We start from the raw sequence: 18,235 nt of genomic DNA on the forward strand, positions 1-18,235 counted from the left end.
CCGGACCGCTCTGCCGAATTGAATTGTGCGTGCTTGCCCGTTGGGCGGGGAGGTGCGGTCTATAGCATGACGCGGGAAAGGGAAACCCCTTTTGGGCGCCTCAGTCCTTGCGGAAGATCAGCCTGCCGAGCCAGCCCGTCAGCATGGCCAGCGATATGGCGAAGACGCCATAGAGGAAGGAGTAGTTGTGGGCGACCCGGAAGATCGACTGTTCGAAACCGGATTTGCGGATTTCGAGCTGGGCCGAACTTTCCTTGATGAACAGGCCGCTCTTGAACAGGAAGGCACGTGCCTTGTGGGTCCCAACCGGCACATTGGGCGCCAAGCGCACGGTGGCGCGGAACAGGTTCTGCGACAGGAACTGCACGCCGCCGACATTCTCGCTGTAGAGGCCGGTCGCCGCTTTGCGTTCGCGCAAGGCCGTGGTGAATTCTTCGATCGTCGCCGGGCTGTCGCCGGCGTCGGCTGGCTGCATGTAGAGATTGGAGGCACCGAGCGACAGCTGCTTGTAGCTGTTCGGCTCGGTGATGTCCTGCAGCGGCCGCGTCGTCGCCACCGAATAGGACATCGGCACATTCTCGAAGGTTTCGGAGTCCAGATTGACCCACACGCCGAGCACCCGGTCCTTGCGGCGCACCACCACCGGCTTGGGTGGCCCTTCGAGCACGACGATGACGTCGTAGCGCCCCTGTCGGGCGACCAGCGGGTCAGGGTTTTCCAGCGAGCCGAAAATGGTCAGGTCGGCACCGGAAAAGCCGGCGGTGATCGAAACATTGTCGGTGGAGAGCCCGATCTGGATGCCTTCCGGCAGTGGCGTCTGTGCCTTGGCAGGTACGACGACCGCAAGCAGTGACAGGAAAATGGCGGTTGCGAACGCTTTGCGGCCCGTCATCAGTTGAGGCCCAAGGCAGACAGCGAATAGAGATTGGGCGGGGTGACGAAAAGATCGATGGCAAGTCTGATCGCCACAGCCAGCACCAGCAAGGCCAGCAATGCCCTGAGCTGCTCGCCGCGCAGCCGCTGGCCAGCCTTGGCGCCATATTGCGCGCCGGCGACGCCACCCGCCATCAAAATGAAGGCCAGCACGACATCGACCGTCTGGTTGGTGGTGGCGTGGACCAGCGTGGTGTAGGCGGACGTAAAGATGATCTGGAACAGCGAGGTGCCGATAACGACATTGGTCGGCACCTTGAGCAGATAGATCAGCGCCGGCACCATGATGAAGCCGCCGCCGACGCCCATGATCGACGACAGGAAGCCGATGCCGGCGCCAAGGCCCAGCACCGGGATGACGCTGACGAACAGTTTTGATGCCCTGAAGCGCATCTTCAGCGGCAGCCGGTGGATCCAGTTGTGCTGGCCGGATTTCTTCAGCACCGGCGCGGCGCCGCTGCGTGTGGCACGCAGCGCATTGATGCTTTCGACCAGCATCAGCCCGCCGACCGTGCCGAGCAGCACGACATAAAGCAGCGAGATGAACAGGTCGAGCTGGCCGAGCCGGCGCAGGAAGGCGAAGACGTAGATGCCGGCGGTGGAGCCGATGATGCCGCCCGCGAGAAGCACGCCGCCCAGCTTGAAGTCGAGCGTGCCTCGCTTCATGTGCGAGAGTACGCCGGAGACGGAAGAGGCGATGACCTGGTTGGCGCCGGTGGCAACCGCGATCGCCGGGGGGATGTTGTAGAAGATCAGGAGCGGCGTGATGAGGAAGCCGCCGCCGACGCCGAACATGCCCGACAGGAAGCCCACCGCCGCACCCATGGCCAGCAGCACGAAGACGTTGACGGAAATTTCCGCAATCGGGAGATAGATGCCCACCCGTCAGTCTCGATCAGTTTGCCTGTCGGCGAATACAGCCGTTGTCGGCAGTCTCGCACCGAAAAGCCAATTTTTCCTTGCGCCGACGCGGCGGCGGGGTCAAACCCCGTCGCCGCGCCGAAACAAAAAATATCTCAATCAGTTAACAGGCAAATGTGTGGCAGGAGCGTCGTGGAAACGACGCTTCCTCTTGTTATTTGCGCGCCAGCAGCGCCCGCACCAGTTTTTCATCGACGGCGCCGGTCGCCGGCAGCTTGTTGTCGGTCTGGAAAGCGATGATCGCGTTCTTGGTCTTCTCGCCCATGACGCCGTCGGCGCCGCCGGCATCGTAGCCGTTCTTGTTGAGGATGAGCTGGATGTTCTTGACCGCCTTCTTCATGTCGATACCGGCGGTCGTCTGCGGCGTGCCTTCCTGCCAGGATTCGGGAATGTCGGCCGAATTGGTCGCCGCGTTGAGCGGCTTGGCCTTCCACAATTCGGTCGCGGCGCGCGCCCGCTCGAGCTGCTCGGGCCGCAGCGCATTGGCGATCTCGTCGCGCTTGGCGGCCGCATCCTTGTCGCCGGTCTTGGCGACGAGCGCGAACCATTTGTAGGATTCCTCGAGGTTCTGCTTCATGCCGACGCCCTTGGCGGCGAGGATGCCGAGATTGAACTGGCTGTCCTTGACGCCGAGGTCGGCGGCTTCCTGGAACCAGTGTGCGGCCGATTCATTGTCGGTCACTCCATCGGCGGCCATGGCGAACAGCACGGCCAGATTGTGCATGGCGCTGGCATTGCCCTGCTCGGCGGCGAGCTGGTACCAGGTCTTCGACTTCTTGATGTCGCGGGCGACGCCGATGCCCTTCTCATAGAAATTGCCGATGCGGTATTCGGCCGGCGCGAAGCCGAGTTCAGCCGATTTCTCGTACCATTTGGCGGCTGCCGCCATGTCTTCCTTGACGCCGCGCGACTCGGCGTAGCGCGAGCCGATCTCGAACAGCGCCTTGGGGTCGCCACCGGCGGCGGCATCGCGCAGCGCGGCCGGGCCGGCCTCGGCCGGAATGTCGAACTTGGGCGTGGCCGCTGCCGCGGGGGCATCCGCCGGCGCGACCGCACCAGTGGTGTCCTTGGCGGTGGCTTCGTTGGCCGCCGTCGGCGCAGCCGGGGCCGGCTGGGCATCGGTATCCGTCGCTTGTGCACCGCCATTGACGGCGGCCGGCTCTGAAGCCGTCGTATCCATCGGGGTCGTAGCAATGGGCGCGGATGGCGCCGGAGCGGCCGAAGCCATCGGGCCGGAAGAGGCGGCTGGCGCGGGCTCCGCGACCGGTGCTGTATTCGCCATCGCGTCCGTGTCCGACGGCATCGCCAGGGCGGTCTGCGCCATCACGTCGTCCTTGCTTGCCGGCACGGATGGTTCGGCCTGCCTGACGGCGCGGGCCGGGGCGTTGTCGGTCGCTGCCGGCTGGGCTTCCGCCTTCGGCTGGCTCGTGTCGACGGATGCGGTTTGCACCGGCTGCGCGGCAACGATCGGCGCCGCGTCGTTGCTGGCTACCTGGGCCGGGTCCGAGAGAAACGCCTTGCCGAGCTGCAGGCCGGCAAGCGCCAGCATGATCGCCGCCGCAGCCATCAGGATCGGCTTGCGCCGCGCCTTGAGCAGGTCGCCTATCCTGAGCGCCTTCACCGGCCCTTTCACCGTCGACTGGCGCTTCAAGGCGTCGGCCTCTGCGGCGGCCGCCTGCGCCGCGCGCCGCGCGGCAGCGATGAAATCCGATTTCGCGGCGTCGCTTTCGCTGAGCTTGGCCGGCTGGCCGCGCTCGTCGCGCACTCGCTTCATGATGGCATTGAGGTCGGGCGCGCCGGAGCCGGGTTCCAGCGGTCGGTTGGCCACTTTCGGATCGAGCGGCTCGTCGAGATCGACACTCGGTATGTCGGTGCTGGCAGCCGAGCGGGCCGATGGTGGATTTTCTGCCGCCTTCTTGCCCTTGAAGGCGCGTGCCAACCCGCCGAACATCGACTTGCGGCCTGCCGGCTGGTCTTTCTCGGCGATGGTGTCGGAACCGAGCGCGGCCATGGCGGCGGCGGCGGCGGCTTCCGCCGGCGAGCGCGTACCCAGATCGCTACGCATGCCGAAATCTCCACGCGGCCCCGGCTCGTTGCCCAATATGGCGGCGGCCCGGCCGTCGAGATCGGCCATGTCGCCGGTCAGCGGCATCGGTTCGTCGATATCCAGGGACGGCGCCTCGACAGCCATCTTGGCGGTCCGCGCGCGGCGCTTGCCGACGGCCTCGTCGTGGCGCGTGTCGAGCAGCTCGCTTACCGCCTCGGACGGTTCGCTGGTCTCCAGCGAACCCAGCCTGTCGACGATCTTGAGCAGCGTGTCATGGATGGCTTCGAAGGTTCTCGAATTGCGCTCGTCGGAACGCCGCGTCAGCGTTTCCAGCGTCTTCAGATCCTGGGCGAGGCCGGAAACTGCTGACGCGTTGGCATTCGACCCGGCCAGCGAACGCACCGCGTTCTCGGCGGCTTCGCGTGCCGCGCCGAGAATGGAATCGCGGGTGCCGGCCAGCGTCTTCTCGATTTCGTTGAGGCGCGGGCTGATGTCCTCGAATTCCGGCAGCGGGGTGCTCGGCCTGGAAAGATGGGCGGACAGGCCGGCGACCTGCGCTTCCAGGCTGCGGATCAGCGCCGGATCGATGCCGGCCACCTGGGCCGCCGATGCGTCGAGCCGGCTGGAAATATCCTCGAGCCGGCTTTCCAGCCCACGGATCGCCGCTTCGCCGGCGGGATCGGGAGCGCGCGTCTCCATGCGCGTAGCGAGCGCGGTGAAGCGGGCATCGATGGCTTCCATGATGCCGGCGCTGTCGATCTGCGGCGTCATGCGCTGGTCGAGCCGGTCGGCAACCTCGTCCAGACGGCGCTCCAGATCGCGGAACAGCATATTGCCCTGTTCGATGGCGTCGCCCTGGCGGCGTTCCATCATGCCGGACAGCACGTCGAAGCGCTGCTCAAGCCCTTGGAAGATATAGTCGGCGTCGGGCATGGCCGGCGCCTGGTCGATCTTGTCGGCGATGAGGGTGATCTGTTTGGCCAGCCGTTCCATCGCCTGTTCGGGCAAATTGGCGCGGCCGGCGAGTTCGTCGACCCGGCTCGACAGCGTGCCCAGGCGATCCATGACCGCATTGCCGGGGTGGTCCTGGGCCACTTCCTCGATCTGCCGGGCGAGCGAGTCGATCCGCTTCTCAATACGTTCAAAGGCTTCGTGGTCGACCGAATTGGCCTGGGCCGCGACGGTCGAGGCTACGATGGCGCGGGAAATCTCGTCCAGCCGCTCGTCGATCATGGCAAGCGTGTCGCTGCCGCGATTGTCCTGCTGGCCCGCGAAGTGTTCGACGGCGCCGGCGAGCGTACGGACCTTTTCCTCGAGCGAGCGCAGCGACAGCGATTCCGGCAGATTGTTGACGGCATTGCTGATCTGCTCCAGGCGGTCGGTCAGGGCCGCAAGGGCGGGATCGTCGGACCGTTTGCGCTGGTCGGCGTCGACGCGGTCCTCGAAAGCTGTCCAGCGGCGGTCGAATTCGTCCCAGCGGCGGTCGACCTTCTGCACGCTCTCCTCGCGCGCCAGCGTGTCGAGCGCGGCCTTGACCTGCTCGAGCTCCAGCCGCAGCAGGTTGACGCTTCTGTCGTCGCTCTTCTCCGACAGCGTTTTGATGGCGCCGGAAAGCCGTTCGAATTCGACGCCGAGTTCGGCGCTGCCCTTGCCTGCCGCGCCGGGCTTGGCGTTCGCCTGGAAAGCGCGATCGATATCCTTGCGCAGCGCGTCGAATTCGCGCTGCAGGCCTGCTGTCATCTGGTGGCGCAGCTCCTCGCGCATGCCGCGCAGTTCGCCAGCGATCTTGCCAACCATGGCGACGCTGTCTTCCTGGCCGCGCACGCGGTCGATGTCGCGGGCGATGGCCTGGTAGTTCTGGTCGAAGCCGGGGGCGGGTGCCGGGTTCTGTGGGCGCGGCGCCGGCTGCGGGTTCTCGTACCAGCGCTGCTGGGCGGTTGGTTGCGTGGCGGGATAACGCGGCTCCGCGGTGGGAGAGCGCGGATCGGGGGCCTGGTAGCGCGGATCGGCGCCATATTGGCGCGGAGCGGGACGTGCCGTCACCTCCTCGCGGGTCTGCCCCAGTCGCTGTTCCAGCGTCTCCAGCGAGCGGTTCAATTGCTCGAGCGTGGTCTGCGGCCTGCGCTGCCTGCCGGCGTTGAGTGTGTCGAGATAGGACCGCTTGCTGTTCATCGGTGCGTCCGTCTTTCAGATTGGCCGGCTTGCGACCAGCTCCCCAAGTCCCTGCCGGAACGAAGGCGACCGCGCTGCCACGGTGGAAGACGAGCTTCCCGGGGTTTCACCCGCGCTCCGAAAAACCGTGAAAAATTCGATACAGGATAAACACGGGTAGCCGACGCGCCCACATTTCCCCCAACGTGGTAAACAACGCGTTAACCAAGCTTAAGAAGTTGCAAGGAAGTTGGCTGTCGGCGTCCGCGCTGCGGCATAAAGCACCTTCTCAGAACGCCCCTTGCGTCATGAGGCGGCTATCGGTATAGAATTGACGTAAACGTAAAAGGCGCATTTGAGTGTGCTGTTTGCGATTTTGTTTGTCGAAACCACGGCCGGAAGCACGCCCCCGCTTCCAGTCAGGCGACGCATGGTCCAGGACCGCGACGCCACCAGACGGGGAAAGCCAGTGACCATGAAGCTTATCTCGGCCGGCGAGACCGCGGCCAATACCAATAATGTATATGTCGAAGCCGGTGAGGATCTCGCCCGCATCGGCGAAATGGCGAAGAAGTACGGTGTGACGCTGCGCACGCTGCGTTTCTACGAAGACAAGGGCCTGCTCAACCCGCAGCGTGACGGTTCGACCCGTCTCTACACGCGCCGCGACAAGGCCAGGCTGAAGTTGATCCTGCTCGGCCGCAAGGTCGGGTTCTCGCTGCGCGACGTCAAGCAGATGATGGATCTCTACGATCCGACCGGTTCCAACACCAAGCAACTGCGGTTGGCGCTGGACAAGTCGGAAAAGCAGCTTGCCCGCCTGCAGAAGCAGCGGGCGCTGATCGACGATGCCATCAACGAGCTCTCCGGCTCGATGTCGGCGGTGCGCCAGATGTTGGCCGAGCGCACGGCGCAGGCGAGCGTCGCGAGCTAAACAAGTCTGCTGAACTTCTGACGATCAAAGCCGCGTGGCTCTGCTGCGCGGCTTTTTCTATGGTTCAGGTCAGCGCGGCTCCCGCTTCAGGATGCCTGCGTCTGAGAGTTGCTGATCCGCAAGCCGGCTGTACCCGCAGCCTCAAGAAGCGCGAGCAAACTCCAGAATGCGTCGGGAGAAGCCGTTCCCAAGTCCACGCTCAGCGCCTTGGGCCGGATGGAAAGCGAATGGATGATGTTGCCGAACTCGGCGCCCTCCACGTAACGCTCGTCATCGGGGTCGAACCAGTGCTGGAACCAGGCCCCTATCTGGTCGAGTGGAGACGCCGCGAGCGTGTGATGGATCACGACATCATTCCATTGCAACTGCTCGATCAGCAGTTCGGCGAGACCAAGCCGACCCGATATCGGCTCGAACGTGACGAAATCCGGCTGAAGTTCCGCAGGCTCGACCTGTCCGTCATTCTTGATAAAGTCGACGCAACAAAGCCCCCGAAAGAGCCCGCTCTCCTCGCCGATCTGGAATTTTACTTCCGCTTGACCCCTGGATGCAGTTCCGCCGTTGCTCTTCGACGAACACCCGGAACTGATCCAAATAGTGGCTCTGAATGCTGATTATGAATGCGGCACGGGTCATTCAGCGAAATTGCCTCGCCGCGAACGGATCGGCAAGCGGCCTTTCCCGATCGCCAAAGGCTGTCAAAATTTTCTTCGACACAAAGAATTGACGTTTACGCAAACGTCAATATTTGCTATTGCGGCTTCGACATTGGCCCGCTTGCCGCGCACGGCTGGATTTCGGGGCCTAATCCGCATGGTGGAGGAAAAGCATGCCGATCTACAGGGCCCCGGTCCAGGACACGCTGTTCGTGCTCAACGAGGTGCTGGGCTATCAGCGCTATTCCAACCTTCCCGGATTTGCCGACGCCACGCCCGACGTGCTGGAGGCGATCCTCGCCGAGGGCGCCAAGCTCGCCGAGAACGTCATGCATCCGCTCAACCGTGTCGGCGACATGGAAGGCTGTGTGCGCCACGACGACGGCTCGGTGACGACGCCGAAAGGTTTTAAGGAAGCCTTCGACCAGTATCGCGAGGGCGGCTGGATGGGGCTGGCGGCGCCGATCGAGTTCGGTGGTCAGGGGTTGCCCTACATGGTGCACCAGGCGGTCTCCGAATACATGGTCTCGGCCAACATGGCGCTGATGATGTATCCCGGCCTGACCCAGGGCGCGATCGCGGCGATCATCACCCACGGCACCGACGACCAGAAGGCGACCTGGCTGCCGAAGCTGGTCGAGGGTGCCTGGACCGGCACCATGAATCTGACCGAGCCGCATTGCGGCACCGACCTCGGCCTGCTGCGCACCAAGGCGGTGCCGAACGGCAATGGTACCTACAGGATTTCAGGCCAGAAGATATTCATCTCGGCCGGCGAGCATGACATGTCGGATAACATCGTCCATCTGGTGCTGGCCCGCATCGAGGGCGCGCCGGAAGGCGTCAAGGGCATTTCGCTATTCATCGTGCCGAAGCTCAAGCTCGATGCTTCGGGCAATCCGGGCGAGCGCAACACGCTCTCCTGCGGCTCGATCGAGGAGAAGATGGGCATCCACGGCAATTCGACCTGCGTCATGAACTATGACGAGGCTGAAGGCACGCTGCTCGGTGAGGAGAATGGCGGCCTCAAGGCGATGTTCACGATGATGAACGAGGCGAGGCTCGGTGTCGCCTTGCAGGGGCTGTCGATCTCCGAAATTGCCTACCAGAATGCCGTTTCCTACGCCAAGGACCGGTTGCAAGGCCGTTCCCTGTCGGGGCCGAAGGCACCGGACAAGAAGGCTGACCCGATCATCGTCCATCCCGACATCCGCCGCTCGCTGATGACCATGAAGGCGTTCAACGAGGCCGGCCGCGCGCTGGCCTTGTGGACGGCGATCAAGTCCGACATCGCGCATCGTTCCCCCGACGACAAGGACCGACAGGCCGCCGAGGACTACACAGGCCTGATGACCCCGGTGGTCAAGGGCGTGTTCACCGACAAGGGCTTCGACCACGCCGTCATGGCCCAGCAGGTGTTCGGCGGCCACGGCTATATCGAAGAGCACGGCATGAGCCAGTTCGTGCGCGATGCCCGTATCGCCATGATCTATGAGGGCGCCAACGGCATCCAGGCGCTCGACCTCGTCGGCCGCAAGCTCGGCCTGAATGGCGGCCGCGCCATCCAGGCTTTCTTCAAGGAGGTCGGTGAATTCTGCGAGGAAAACCGCGCCGACGAGAAGATGACGCCGTTCACCAAGGGGTTGAAGAAGGGCCTCAACGATCTGCAGGCGGCGACCATGTGGCTGGTGCAGAACGGCATGGCCAAACCCGACAATGCCGGTGCGGCCTCGACCGACTACATGCATCTCTTCGGCCTTGTCGCGCTGGGCTACATGTGGGCGCAGATGGCCAAGGCAGCACAAGGCAAGACCGGCGCCAACGGCTCCCAGCCCTTCTACGACAACAAGGTGGTGACGGCGCGCTTCTTCATGGAGCGGATCATGCCGGAGACGTCGGCGCATCTTGCCCGTATTTCGAGTGGCTCGGACACGCTGATGGCCCTACCGGCGGAAGCGTTCTAAAGATGGTTGCCCTCTCCCTCGAGGGGAGGGTCGGTTGAGGCCTGCGTGACGTGCGCCGGCCTCAACTCCGACGATGCGCTCTGGGAGGAGTATCATATCCACATGACCAACCCCGCCGAAATCCTTGGCCTCCCCAAACCCGCCTGGGCGGCGGACGAGGTCGGCATGCTCTACGACATGGCGACCCGCTTCATGTCGGAGGAGATCGCACCGCGCTACGACGAGTTCGAGAAGAACGAGATGGTCGATCGCGAGAGCTGGCTGAAGGCGGGTGCTGCCGGTCTGCTCTGCGCGTCAATGCCGGAGGAATATGGCGGTTCCGGCGGCACCTTCGCGCATGAGAGCGCCATCATCGAGGCGATCGGCCATGTCGGCGTCGACGGTTTTGGCATCGGCCTGCACAATTCGATCGTCGCGCCCTACATCCTCCACTACGGCTCCGAGGAGCAGAAGAAGAAGTGGCTGCCGAAGCTCGCCACCGGCGAACTGATCGGCGCCATCGCCATGACCGAGCCGGGCGCCGGTTCCGACCTGCAGGGCGTCAAGACGCGGGCGGAGAAGGACGGCAATCAGTACAAGGTCAACGGCTCCAAGACCTTCATCACCAACGGCCAGCTCGCCAACTTCATCATCGTCGTCACCAAGACCGATCCGGAAAAGGGCGCCAAGGGCACCTCGCTGATCGTCGTCGAGACCGACGAGGTCGAGGGTTTCGAGCGCGGCCGCAACCTCGACAAGATCGGCCTGAAGGCCAACGACACGTCGGAGCTGTTCTTCAACGACGTGCGCGTGCCGACATCCAACCTGCTCGGCCACGAAGAAGGCCAGGGCTTCATCCAGCTGATGCAGCAATTGCCGCAGGAGCGGCTGCAAATCGGCACTGGCGCCATCGCCATGATCGAGCGGGCGCTGGCGCTGACCATCGACTACGTCAAGGAGCGCAAGGCCTTCGGCAAGGCGATCATCGACTTCCAGAACACCCAGTTCAAGCTCGCCGAGCTGAAGACCGAGGCGACGATCGGCCGGGTCTTCTACAATGACTGCGTCACCCGCCACATCAATGGCGGGCTCGATCCGGTGACGGCGTCGATGGCGAAATATTGGCTCTCCGACCTGCAGGGCAAAGTCGTCGACGAATGCCTTCAATTGCATGGCGGCTATGGTTACATGAATGAATACCCGATCGCTCGCATGTTCCGCGACGCTCGCGTCCAGCGCATCTACGGCGGCACCAACGAGATCATGAAATTGCTGATCGGACGCTCGCTCTGAGAGTGGCGACCGGCAAACCCAAGGAGCACGAAAATGGCTGAGGCTTATGTCTATGACGCCGTGCGCACGCCGCGCGGCAAGGGCAAGAAGGACGGATCGCTGCACGAGGTTCCGGCGGTGCGGCTTGCCGCCAAGACGCTGGAAGCGCTGCGCGACCGCAATGGGCTCGACACCGGCACTGTCGACGACATCATCTTCGGCTGCGTCGATCCGGTTGGCGAGGCGGGCTCGGTCATTCCGCGCGCGGCCGCCTTCGAGGCAGGCTACGACACTAAGGCGCCCGGCATGCAGATCTCGCGCTTCTGCGCCTCGGGTCTCGATGCCATCAATTTCGGCGCCGCCAAGATCGCGCAGGGCGCCGACGAGATCGTCATTGCCGGTGGCGTCGAATCCATGTCGCGCGTCGGCATGGGCGCCTCCGGCGGTGCCTGGTTCATGGACCCTTCGGTCGGCCTGCCTGGCTGGTTCGTGCCGCAAGGCATCTCGGCCGATCTGATCGCCACCAAATACGGTTTTGCCCGCGACGACGTCGATGCCTATGCGGTCGAGAGCCAGAAGCGTGCGGCCAAATCCTGGGCCGACGGCCGCTTCAAGAATTCGGTGATCCCGATCAAGGACCAGAACGGCCTCACCATTCTCGACCATGACGAGCACATGCGGCCTTCGACCGACATGCAGTCGCTGGCTTCGCTTAACCCGTCCTTCGTAATGCCGGGTGAAATGGGTGGCTTCGACGCGGTCGCGGTGCAGAAGCACCCCGAGGTGGAAGAGGTCAATCACGTCCATCACGCCGGCAATTCGTCCGGCATCGTCGATGGCGCCGCGGCCGTGCTGCTCGGCTCGAAGAAGGCTGGCAAGGCGATGGGCCTCAAGCCCCGCGCGCGCATCCGCACCTTTGCCAATATAGGCTCCGAGCCGGTGCTGATGCTGACCGGCCCGGTCGACGTCACCGAGAAGCTCCTGAAGCGAGCCAAGATGAAGCTGTCCGACATCGACCTGTTCGAGCTCAACGAGGCCTTCGCCTCGGTGGTGCTGCGCTACATGCAGGCCTTCGAAATCCCGCACGACAAGATCAACGTCAATGGCGGCGCCATTGCCATGGGCCACCCGCTCGGCGCCACCGGCGCGATGATCTTCGGCACGGTGCTGGACGAACTCGAGCGCCGTGACCTCAACACCGCGCTGGTGACGCTGTGCATCGGCGCCGGCATGGGCACCGCAACGATCATCGAACGCGTCTGACGGGGAGAGAAACCATGAGCTACACCAATTTCACCCTCGACACCGACGCCGACGGCATCGCGCTCGTCACCTGGAACATGCCGGATCGCTCGATGAACGTGTTCACCGAGGAGGTGATGGGCGAACTCGACAAGATCATCGACCAGGTGGTGGCCGACGCCGGCATCAAGGGTGCGGTGATCACCTCGGGCAAGGACAGCTTCTCCGGTGGCGCCGATCTCACCATGCTGCAGAAGATGCTGGCGGTCTTTGCCAAGGAGAAAGGCAAGGACCCGGAGAAGGCGGCAAAGCTGCTGTTCGACAATGCCGGACGCATGGGCGGCCTGTGGCGCAAGCTCGAAACATCGGGCAAGCCTTGGGTGTCGGCGATCAACGGCACCTGCATGGGCGGCGCCTTCGAATTGTCGCTGGCCTGCCATGGCCGTGTCGCCGCTGACTCCGACAAGGTCAAGATGGCCTTGCCGGAAGTCAAGGTCGGCATCTTCCCCGGCGCCGGCGGCACCCAGCGTGTGCCGCGGCTGACCGATCAGCAGCAGGCGCTGCAGATGCTGACCTCGGGCCAGAATCTGTCGCCGCAGAAGGCGAAGGCCATGGGCCTGATCCATGAGATCGCCGAGCCGGCCAAGCTGATCGAGACCGCCAAGGCGATGATCAAAAATGGTCTGAAAGCCGTCCAGCCCTGGGACGAGAAGGGCTTTAAGCTGCCTGGTGGCCAGATCTATACGCCTGCCGGCTTCAATTTGTGGCCGCCGGCAATCGCCATTCTGCGTCGCGAGACCTATGGCAACTATCCGGCCGCCGCCGCCATCCTGAAATGCGTCTATGAAGGCCTGCTGGTGCCGTTCGATACCGGCCTCAGGATCGAGCAGCGCTATTTCACCGAGATCATGCAGACCAAGGAAGCGGCGGCGATGATCCGCTCGCTGTTCGTATCGCTGCAGGAGCTGAACAAGGGCGCCCGCCGTCCTGCCGGCGTGCCGGAAACCAAGTTCAAGAAGATCGGCATTCTTGGCGCCGGCTTCATGGGTGCCGGCATCGCCTATGTCACCGCCAAGGCCGGTATCCCGGTGGTTCTGCTCGACCGCGATATCGAGTCCGCCACTAAGGGCAAGGCGCATTCCGACAATCTGGTCTCGGATCAGGTCAAGAAGGGCCGCGCCAAGCCTGAGGAGAAGGACAAGCTCTTGTCTTTGATCACGCCGACAGCCGACTATGCCGACCTTGCCGGTTGCGACCTCGTCGTCGAGGCGGTGTTCGAGGATTCCGCCGTCAAGAAGGCCGCCACCGAACAGGCGGAGGCCGTGCTGAAGTCGTCGGCGATCTTCGCCTCCAACACCTCGACCATTCCGATCACCTCGCTGGCGAAGAATTCGGCGCGACCGAAGAATTTTATCGGCATCCACTTCTTCTCGCCGGTCGACAAGATGATGCTGGTCGAGATCATTTTGGGCAAGAAGACGGGCGACAAGGCGCTGGCAACAGCGATCGATTTTGTCCGTGCCATCAAGAAGACGCCGATCGTCGTCAACGATACGCGCGGCTTCTACGTCAATCGCTGCGTGCTGCGCTACATGTCGGAAGCCTACAAGATGCTGATCGAGGGCGTTCCCGCGCCGATGATCGAGAATGCGGCGAAGGCCGCCGGCATGCCGGTCGGCCCACTGGCGCTGACCGACGAGACCGCCATCGATCTTGCCCAGAAGATCATGAAGCAGACCATCCGGGATCTCGGCGACAAGGCCGTCGACCCCAAGCAGATGGCGCTGATCAACACCATGGTCGACGACCATGGTCGCTTCGGCCGCAAGAACGGCAAGGGCTTCTATGATTATCCGGCCAAGCCCGCCAAGAAGAAGCTGTGGCCGGGTCTGAAGGACCTCTACCCGCAGCTTGCGCCCGAGAAGGTCGATTACGAGGAGTTGCAGCAGCGGCTGCTGGTCACCATCGCGCTGGAAGCGGCGCGGGTGATGGAAGAGGGCATCGTCACCGACCCGCGTGAGGCCGATGTCGGCTCGATCCTGGCCTTCGGCTTCGCGCCTTACACGGGCGGCGCGCTGTCCTATATCGACGGCATGGGCGCCAAGGAATTCGTCAGGATCGCCAAGGGACTGCAGAAGAAATACGGCGCCGAGTTCAAGTCGCCCAAGCTGCTCATCGACATGGCCGAAAAAGGCGAAACCTTCTACCAGCGCTTCGATCCCTACGCCAAGGGCGACGTGAAGCAGGCTGCCTGACGAAAGACCATGTACGTCTGGGCGCGCATGGCGCGCATGCTGGCCACGGCGCGAAGCCGTGGCCCCTATGTGATGGGCGGTGAAAGCCGGCTGGCCTTTCGCTGCCTGCCGACCGACATCGATTTCAACATCCATCTCAACAATGCGCGCTACATGATGCTGGCCGACCTCGGCCGCATCGACCTGTTTGTCCGCGCCGGGCTGATCACGCTGGCGCGCAAGAACGGCTGGGCGCCGATGATGGGCGGGCTGCAGGCGGTCTATGCGCGTGAGATCAAGCTGTGGCGCCGCTTCGAAGTGGTCTCCTCGATCGAAACCTGGGAAGGCAGCCAGGTCATCGGCAAGCATCGCTTCGTCCTCGACAATGGCGAGACAGCCGCCTTGATCCTGACGACGGCCGGCGTCTACGACCGCAAGGCTCGTCGCTTCCTTGATATTGACGAGGTCGTCGCCGCGCTTGGTCGCTCGGTGAACCCGCGCTCGCCGACAGAGGCGGAGCGGATCTTCATGACGTCGCACCAGGGGCTGCGCAGTCTGACCAAAGGGGCCGACTGACCAGCGGAGATCATCATACCCGCAGCCTTCACGAAGGTGTGCCGTCAGAGTGTGTCCGGTGGACAAACCGGGATGCAGAGACTAGAAGGGAAAGGCATTTTTTCCTGTCTCGAAGGAGAGCACGACATGCTCTCGCACGACCGCGTCTGGGCTGCCATCGATGCTCTTGCCGAGCGTTATTCGCTTTCGGCGTCAGGTCTGGCAAGGCGCGCGGGCCTCGATTCGACCGCCTTCAACAAGTCGAAACGTCTGTCCTCCGACGGCCGGCCGCGCTGGCCTTCGACCGAATCGCTGGCCAAGATCATCGAGGCGACGGGGGCGTCACTCGACGAGTTCACCGGGCTGATCGAAGGCCGTATGGGCGCCGCACCCGCTCCCAGACGAGCCGTGCCTTTGCTTGGCTTTGCCCAGGCCGGCGCCGGCGGCTTCTTCGACGATGCCGGCTTTCCTGCGGGGCAGGGCTGGGATCTGGTCGAACTGCCGGCGCAATCGACCGAGAGCTCCTATGCGCTGCAGGTGCAAGGCGATTCCATGCTGCCGCTCTACCGCAATGGCGACGTCCTCATCGTTGAGCCGGGCGCGGTCACCCGCAAGGGCGATCGCGTCGTCGTCAAGACCACGTCAGGCGAGGTGATGGCCAAGGTGCTCGAGCGCCAGACCGTCAAGTCGATCGCGCTGGTCTCGCTCAATCCCGATCACCCCGACCGCGACATTCCCATGCGCGAGGTCGAATGGGTGGCGCGGATTGTCTGGGCAAGCCAGTAGGCCGGGCTGGTGCGGCTTCCCTATCTTGTCCTTGCGGTTGTGATGGTCCCTGTGATGGCGGCCCTGGTCGTCGCCGGCGGTCGCACGCTGAAAGGAAGCGAGGGCACCGTTACCGTGGACCAGATCGATCCCGGCGCGGACACGATCTCGCAAGCGGGCGCCGATGCCGGGCCTGAAGAGCCGGCCACCTCAGCTATTCCTGCGCCTAACGCTCCGCTGCCGCCGAAGCCGCTGGTGCATTCGCGGGCAATCGATCCGGATGTCGTTGCGCCGCCGGAACTGCCCGCAGGCGAGCTTGAGCGGGTCGAGCCGCGCGAGCCGTTGAGCAAGCTGGCGCTGGCCGTGCCACCCAAGCCGAAGATGCCCGATGACTGGAATGGCACGAAGCTGTTCCAGCCGGTCGCGACGGCTGCCGGCCTGATCGAGGCGAAAGGCTATTCAGTTGCCATTTCGGGCATTGATGTCGTCCCACAGGACGAGACCTGCACCACCGACGGCAAGTCCTGGCCGTGCGGCATCCGTGCGCGCACGGCGTTCCGCGCCTTCCTGCGCGGCCGCGCTGTGGTCTGCACGGTGCCGCCCGAAGGCGGCCGCGACCGGATCGCGGCGCAATGCCGGATCGGCAAGCAGGATGTCGGTCAATGGCTGGTCGACAATGGCTGGGCGCGTGCCGCCAAGGGCGGCCCCTATGTCGAGGCCAGCGAAAAGGCGCAAAGCGCCAAGAAGGGCATTTTCGGATCGGCGCCGAACCTTGCCGGCATCTCAGCGGTGCCGGACGCGCCGGCCCCGGCGCCTCAGGCGCCGGGTTCGATCCTGGAAGAGGTCGACGGTGCCCTCAAGCCAGCTGACCAGCCAGCGCCTGCTGAATGAGCGCGCGGGTCTCGGCGACGCCGTAGAGCGCGGCGAACGAGCCGAAGCGCGGGCCACGTTCCTGGCCGATGAGCACCTGGTAGATCATCTGGAAGAAGGCGCCCGACACGCCCGGGCCGCCTTCCGGGCTCTGCTTGGAGTGATCCTGATAGCGTTCGATCTTGCGCGCCACGTTGAGCGAAGCATTCTGGATCGCCTCGCCGCCGGCATCCGGCGGCAGTGTGCCAAGCGCTGCGTCCAGCGCCTGCAGCGCTTCGCGCTCGACCTCGTCGGCCGGGCGGAAGGTTTTCGTCGGCCGCACGAAATCGTCGAAATAGCGGATCGCATGGCCGACCAGCTGGTCCAGCTCCGGGTGCGTCTTCGGCGTCACATTGGTGGCATGGCGCGAGATGAAGCCCCACAGCACGTCCTTGTTCTGCGCATTGGAGGCGCTGACCAGGTTGAGCAGCAGCGAGAACGGCACCGGCATGTCGATGGCCGGCGGGTTGCCGTCATGCATATGCCAGACCGGATTACCCAGCCGCTCCTTCCAGTCCTGCCTGGGGTAGGCGGCGAGAAAGGTGTAATATTCGTCCACGGCCCTCGGAATGACGTCGAAATAGAGCTTCTTGGCCTGCCGCGGCCGCTGGTACATGTAGAGCCCCAGGCTCTCGGTCGGCGCATAGGTCAGCCATTCGTCGATGGTCAGCCCGTTGCCCTTCGACTTCGAGATCTTCTGGCCGTTTTCGTCGAGGAACAGTTCGTAGACGAAATGCTCCGGCGCGCGTCCGCCCAATATATTGCAGATGCGGTCATAGACCACGGCATTGGTCTGGTGGTCCTTGCCGAACATTTCGAAATCGACGCCGAGCGCCGCCCAGCGCATGCCGAAATCCGGCTTCCACTGCAGCTTCACCCGGCCGCCGGTGATCGAAAGCGTGGTCTCGGTGCCTTCATCGTCGAAAGTGATGGTGCCGGCCTTGGCGTCGACATGCTTCATCGGCACGTAAAGCACGCGGCCGCTCTTCGGGGAAATCGGCAGGAACGGGCTGTAGGTCGCCTGCCGCTCCGGCCCGAGCGTCGGCAGCATCACCGCCATGATCTTGTCGTAGCGTTCGGCGGCGGTGAGCAGCATCGCGTCGAAACGGCCGGACTTGTAGTACTGCGTCGCACTGGCGAATTCGTAGTCGAAGCCGAACGTGTCGAGGAAGCGGCAGAGCATCGCATTGTTGTGGTCGGCGAAGCTCGCATAGTCGCCGCCGAACGGATTGGGCACCGAAGACAGCGGCTTGTGCAGATGCGGTTCGAGCGCGGCGCGATCCGGCACGCTGTCGGGGATCTTGCGCATGCCGTCCATGTCGTCGGAAAAGCACAAGAGCTTGGTCGCGACCTTGTCCTGCGTCAGCACGCGGAATGCATGGCGCACCATCGAGGTGCGTGCCACCTCGCCGAACGTGCCGATATGCGGCAGACCCGACGGACCATAGCCGGTCTCGAACAGGATCGTTTCGGGAAAGTCGCTGCCCTTGTAGCGCTCGATGATCTTTTTGGCTTCCTCGAACGGCCACGCCTTGCTCTCGGCCGCAGCTGCCAGCAGTTCGGGGTTGAGATCGAGGATGTTTGATCCCGCCATGGTCGTGTTTTCCAAATTATTCGCCGGCCAGATTATTCGCTGGTATGGCCGCAGTGTCGATTTTCAACCGGTCCTCTAG

At 63.8% G+C, this 18,235-nt stretch carries 14 protein-coding genes; 9 read left to right on the forward strand and 5 right to left on the reverse strand.

The genetic code is table 11. The annotated features are described in order from the left end of the window. Positions 1-100 precede the first annotated feature (100 nt). From AC04SF_RS17715 to AC04SF_RS17725, 3 genes are all read right to left on the reverse strand, one after another. The gene (locus tag AC04SF_RS17715; RefSeq protein WP_477222982.1) at positions 101-892 is read right to left on the reverse strand and encodes a TIGR02186 family protein; all 792 of its coding nucleotides are present in this window, start codon (positions 890-892) and stop codon (positions 101-103) included. Further along, entirely contained in the window at positions 892-1,815 is a 924-nt protein-coding gene (locus AC04SF_RS17720; RefSeq protein WP_095198337.1) for a sulfite exporter TauE/SafE family protein, read from the reverse strand. The genes AC04SF_RS17715 and AC04SF_RS17720 overlap by 1 nt, the downstream gene beginning before the upstream one ends. A gap of 193 nt (positions 1,816-2,008) precedes the next feature. Continuing rightward, a complete protein-coding gene (locus AC04SF_RS17725; protein WP_488478878.1) occupies positions 2,009-6,073 on the reverse strand; it encodes a peptidoglycan-binding protein in 4,065 nt (1,354 codons plus the stop codon). A gap of 454 nt (positions 6,074-6,527) precedes the next feature. Here AC04SF_RS17725 and AC04SF_RS17730 point away from each other — a divergent pair, with 454 nt between their 5' ends. Further along, positions 6,528-6,986 (forward strand): MerR family transcriptional regulator, encoded by a 459-nt coding sequence (locus AC04SF_RS17730; RefSeq protein WP_488478931.1) that lies wholly within the window; start codon positions 6,528-6,530, stop codon positions 6,984-6,986. 86 nt (positions 6,987-7,072) lie between these two features. Here the strand turns inward: AC04SF_RS17730 and AC04SF_RS17735 are convergent, their stop codons facing one another. After that, positions 7,073-7,333: a hypothetical protein gene (locus AC04SF_RS17735; protein WP_488478879.1), complete on the reverse strand. Its 261-nt coding sequence runs from the start codon at positions 7,331-7,333 to the stop codon at positions 7,073-7,075. Here AC04SF_RS17735 and AC04SF_RS17740 point away from each other — a divergent pair. The 8 genes from AC04SF_RS17740 (at position 7,325) to AC04SF_RS17775 (ending at position 16,544) form a co-directional block, all read left to right on the forward strand. After that, positions 7,325-7,600: a hypothetical protein gene (locus AC04SF_RS17740; protein ID WP_488478880.1), complete on the forward strand. Its 276-nt coding sequence runs from the start codon at positions 7,325-7,327 to the stop codon at positions 7,598-7,600. The two genes, AC04SF_RS17735 and AC04SF_RS17740, sit on opposite strands and share 9 nt — an antisense overlap. A 215-nt stretch (positions 7,601-7,815) precedes the next feature. Then, positions 7,816-9,606 (forward strand): acyl-CoA dehydrogenase, encoded by a 1,791-nt coding sequence (locus AC04SF_RS17745; protein ID WP_488478881.1) that lies wholly within the window; start codon positions 7,816-7,818, stop codon positions 9,604-9,606. Positions 9,607-9,708: 102 nt separating this feature from the next. Further along, entirely contained in the window at positions 9,709-10,878 is a 1,170-nt protein-coding gene (locus AC04SF_RS17750) for an acyl-CoA dehydrogenase family protein (protein WP_096458487.1), read from the forward strand. A 33-nt stretch (positions 10,879-10,911) separates the two neighbouring features. Further along, a complete protein-coding gene (locus AC04SF_RS17755) occupies positions 10,912-12,120 on the forward strand; it encodes an acetyl-CoA C-acetyltransferase (RefSeq protein ID WP_488478882.1) in 1,209 nt (402 codons plus the stop codon). Positions 12,121-12,134: 14 nt separating this feature from the next. Next, on the forward strand, positions 12,135-14,354 hold the full coding sequence (locus tag AC04SF_RS17760) for a 3-hydroxyacyl-CoA dehydrogenase NAD-binding domain-containing protein (RefSeq protein WP_488478883.1): 2,220 nt from the start codon (positions 12,135-12,137) through the stop codon (positions 14,352-14,354). 9 nt (positions 14,355-14,363) lie between these two features. Further along, positions 14,364-14,909, forward strand: a complete 546-nt coding sequence (locus AC04SF_RS17765; protein WP_488478884.1) for a thioesterase family protein — start codon at positions 14,364-14,366, stop codon at positions 14,907-14,909. A 126-nt stretch (positions 14,910-15,035) separates the two neighbouring features. Further along, complete coding sequence (locus AC04SF_RS17770; RefSeq protein WP_096453403.1) at positions 15,036-15,674, forward strand: S24 family peptidase; 639 nt, start codon at positions 15,036-15,038, stop codon at positions 15,672-15,674. Positions 15,675-15,683: 9 nt separating this feature from the next. Then, entirely contained in the window at positions 15,684-16,544 is an 861-nt protein-coding gene (locus tag AC04SF_RS17775) for a thermonuclease family protein (protein WP_488478885.1), read from the forward strand. On the opposite strand, the gene AC04SF_RS17780 is transcribed toward AC04SF_RS17775, so the two are convergent. After that, the gene (locus AC04SF_RS17780) at positions 16,510-18,156 is read right to left on the reverse strand and encodes a lysine--tRNA ligase (RefSeq protein ID WP_488478886.1); all 1,647 of its coding nucleotides are present in this window, start codon (positions 18,154-18,156) and stop codon (positions 16,510-16,512) included. The genes AC04SF_RS17775 and AC04SF_RS17780 overlap by 35 nt on opposite strands. Positions 18,157-18,235 lie beyond the last annotated feature (79 nt).

It is taken from the genome of Mesorhizobium sp. CNPSo 4671 (genome assembly GCF_057784245.1).

What these genes read in the sequence shown, in the direction of transcription:
- AC04SF_RS17745 (WP_488478881.1), top strand. Translation starts at nt 7,816, where the DNA reads ATGCCGATCTACAGGGCCCCGGTCCAGGACACGCTGTTCGTGCTCAAC.
- AC04SF_RS17770 (WP_096453403.1), top strand. Translation starts at nt 15,036, where the DNA reads ATGCTCTCGCACGACCGCGTCTGGGCTGCCATCGATGCTCTTGCCGAG.
- AC04SF_RS17755 (WP_488478882.1), top strand. Translation starts at nt 10,912, where the DNA reads ATGGCTGAGGCTTATGTCTATGACGCCGTGCGCACGCCGCGCGGCAAG.
- AC04SF_RS17725 (WP_488478878.1), bottom strand. Translation starts at nt 6,073, where the DNA reads ATGAACAGCAAGCGGTCCTATCTCGACACACTCAACGCCGGCAGGCAG.
- AC04SF_RS17715 (WP_477222982.1), bottom strand. Translation starts at nt 892, where the DNA reads ATGACGGGCCGCAAAGCGTTCGCAACCGCCATTTTCCTGTCACTGCTT.
- AC04SF_RS17780 (WP_488478886.1), bottom strand. Translation starts at nt 18,156, where the DNA reads ATGGCGGGATCAAACATCCTCGATCTCAACCCCGAACTGCTGGCAGCT.
- AC04SF_RS17765 (WP_488478884.1), top strand. Translation starts at nt 14,364, where the DNA reads ATGTACGTCTGGGCGCGCATGGCGCGCATGCTGGCCACGGCGCGAAGC.
- AC04SF_RS17760 (WP_488478883.1), top strand. Translation starts at nt 12,135, where the DNA reads ATGAGCTACACCAATTTCACCCTCGACACCGACGCCGACGGCATCGCG.
- AC04SF_RS17750 (WP_096458487.1), top strand. Translation starts at nt 9,709, where the DNA reads ATGACCAACCCCGCCGAAATCCTTGGCCTCCCCAAACCCGCCTGGGCG.
- AC04SF_RS17740 (WP_488478880.1), top strand. Translation starts at nt 7,325, where the DNA reads ATGGATCACGACATCATTCCATTGCAACTGCTCGATCAGCAGTTCGGC.
- AC04SF_RS17730 (WP_488478931.1), top strand. Translation starts at nt 6,528, where the DNA reads ATGAAGCTTATCTCGGCCGGCGAGACCGCGGCCAATACCAATAATGTA.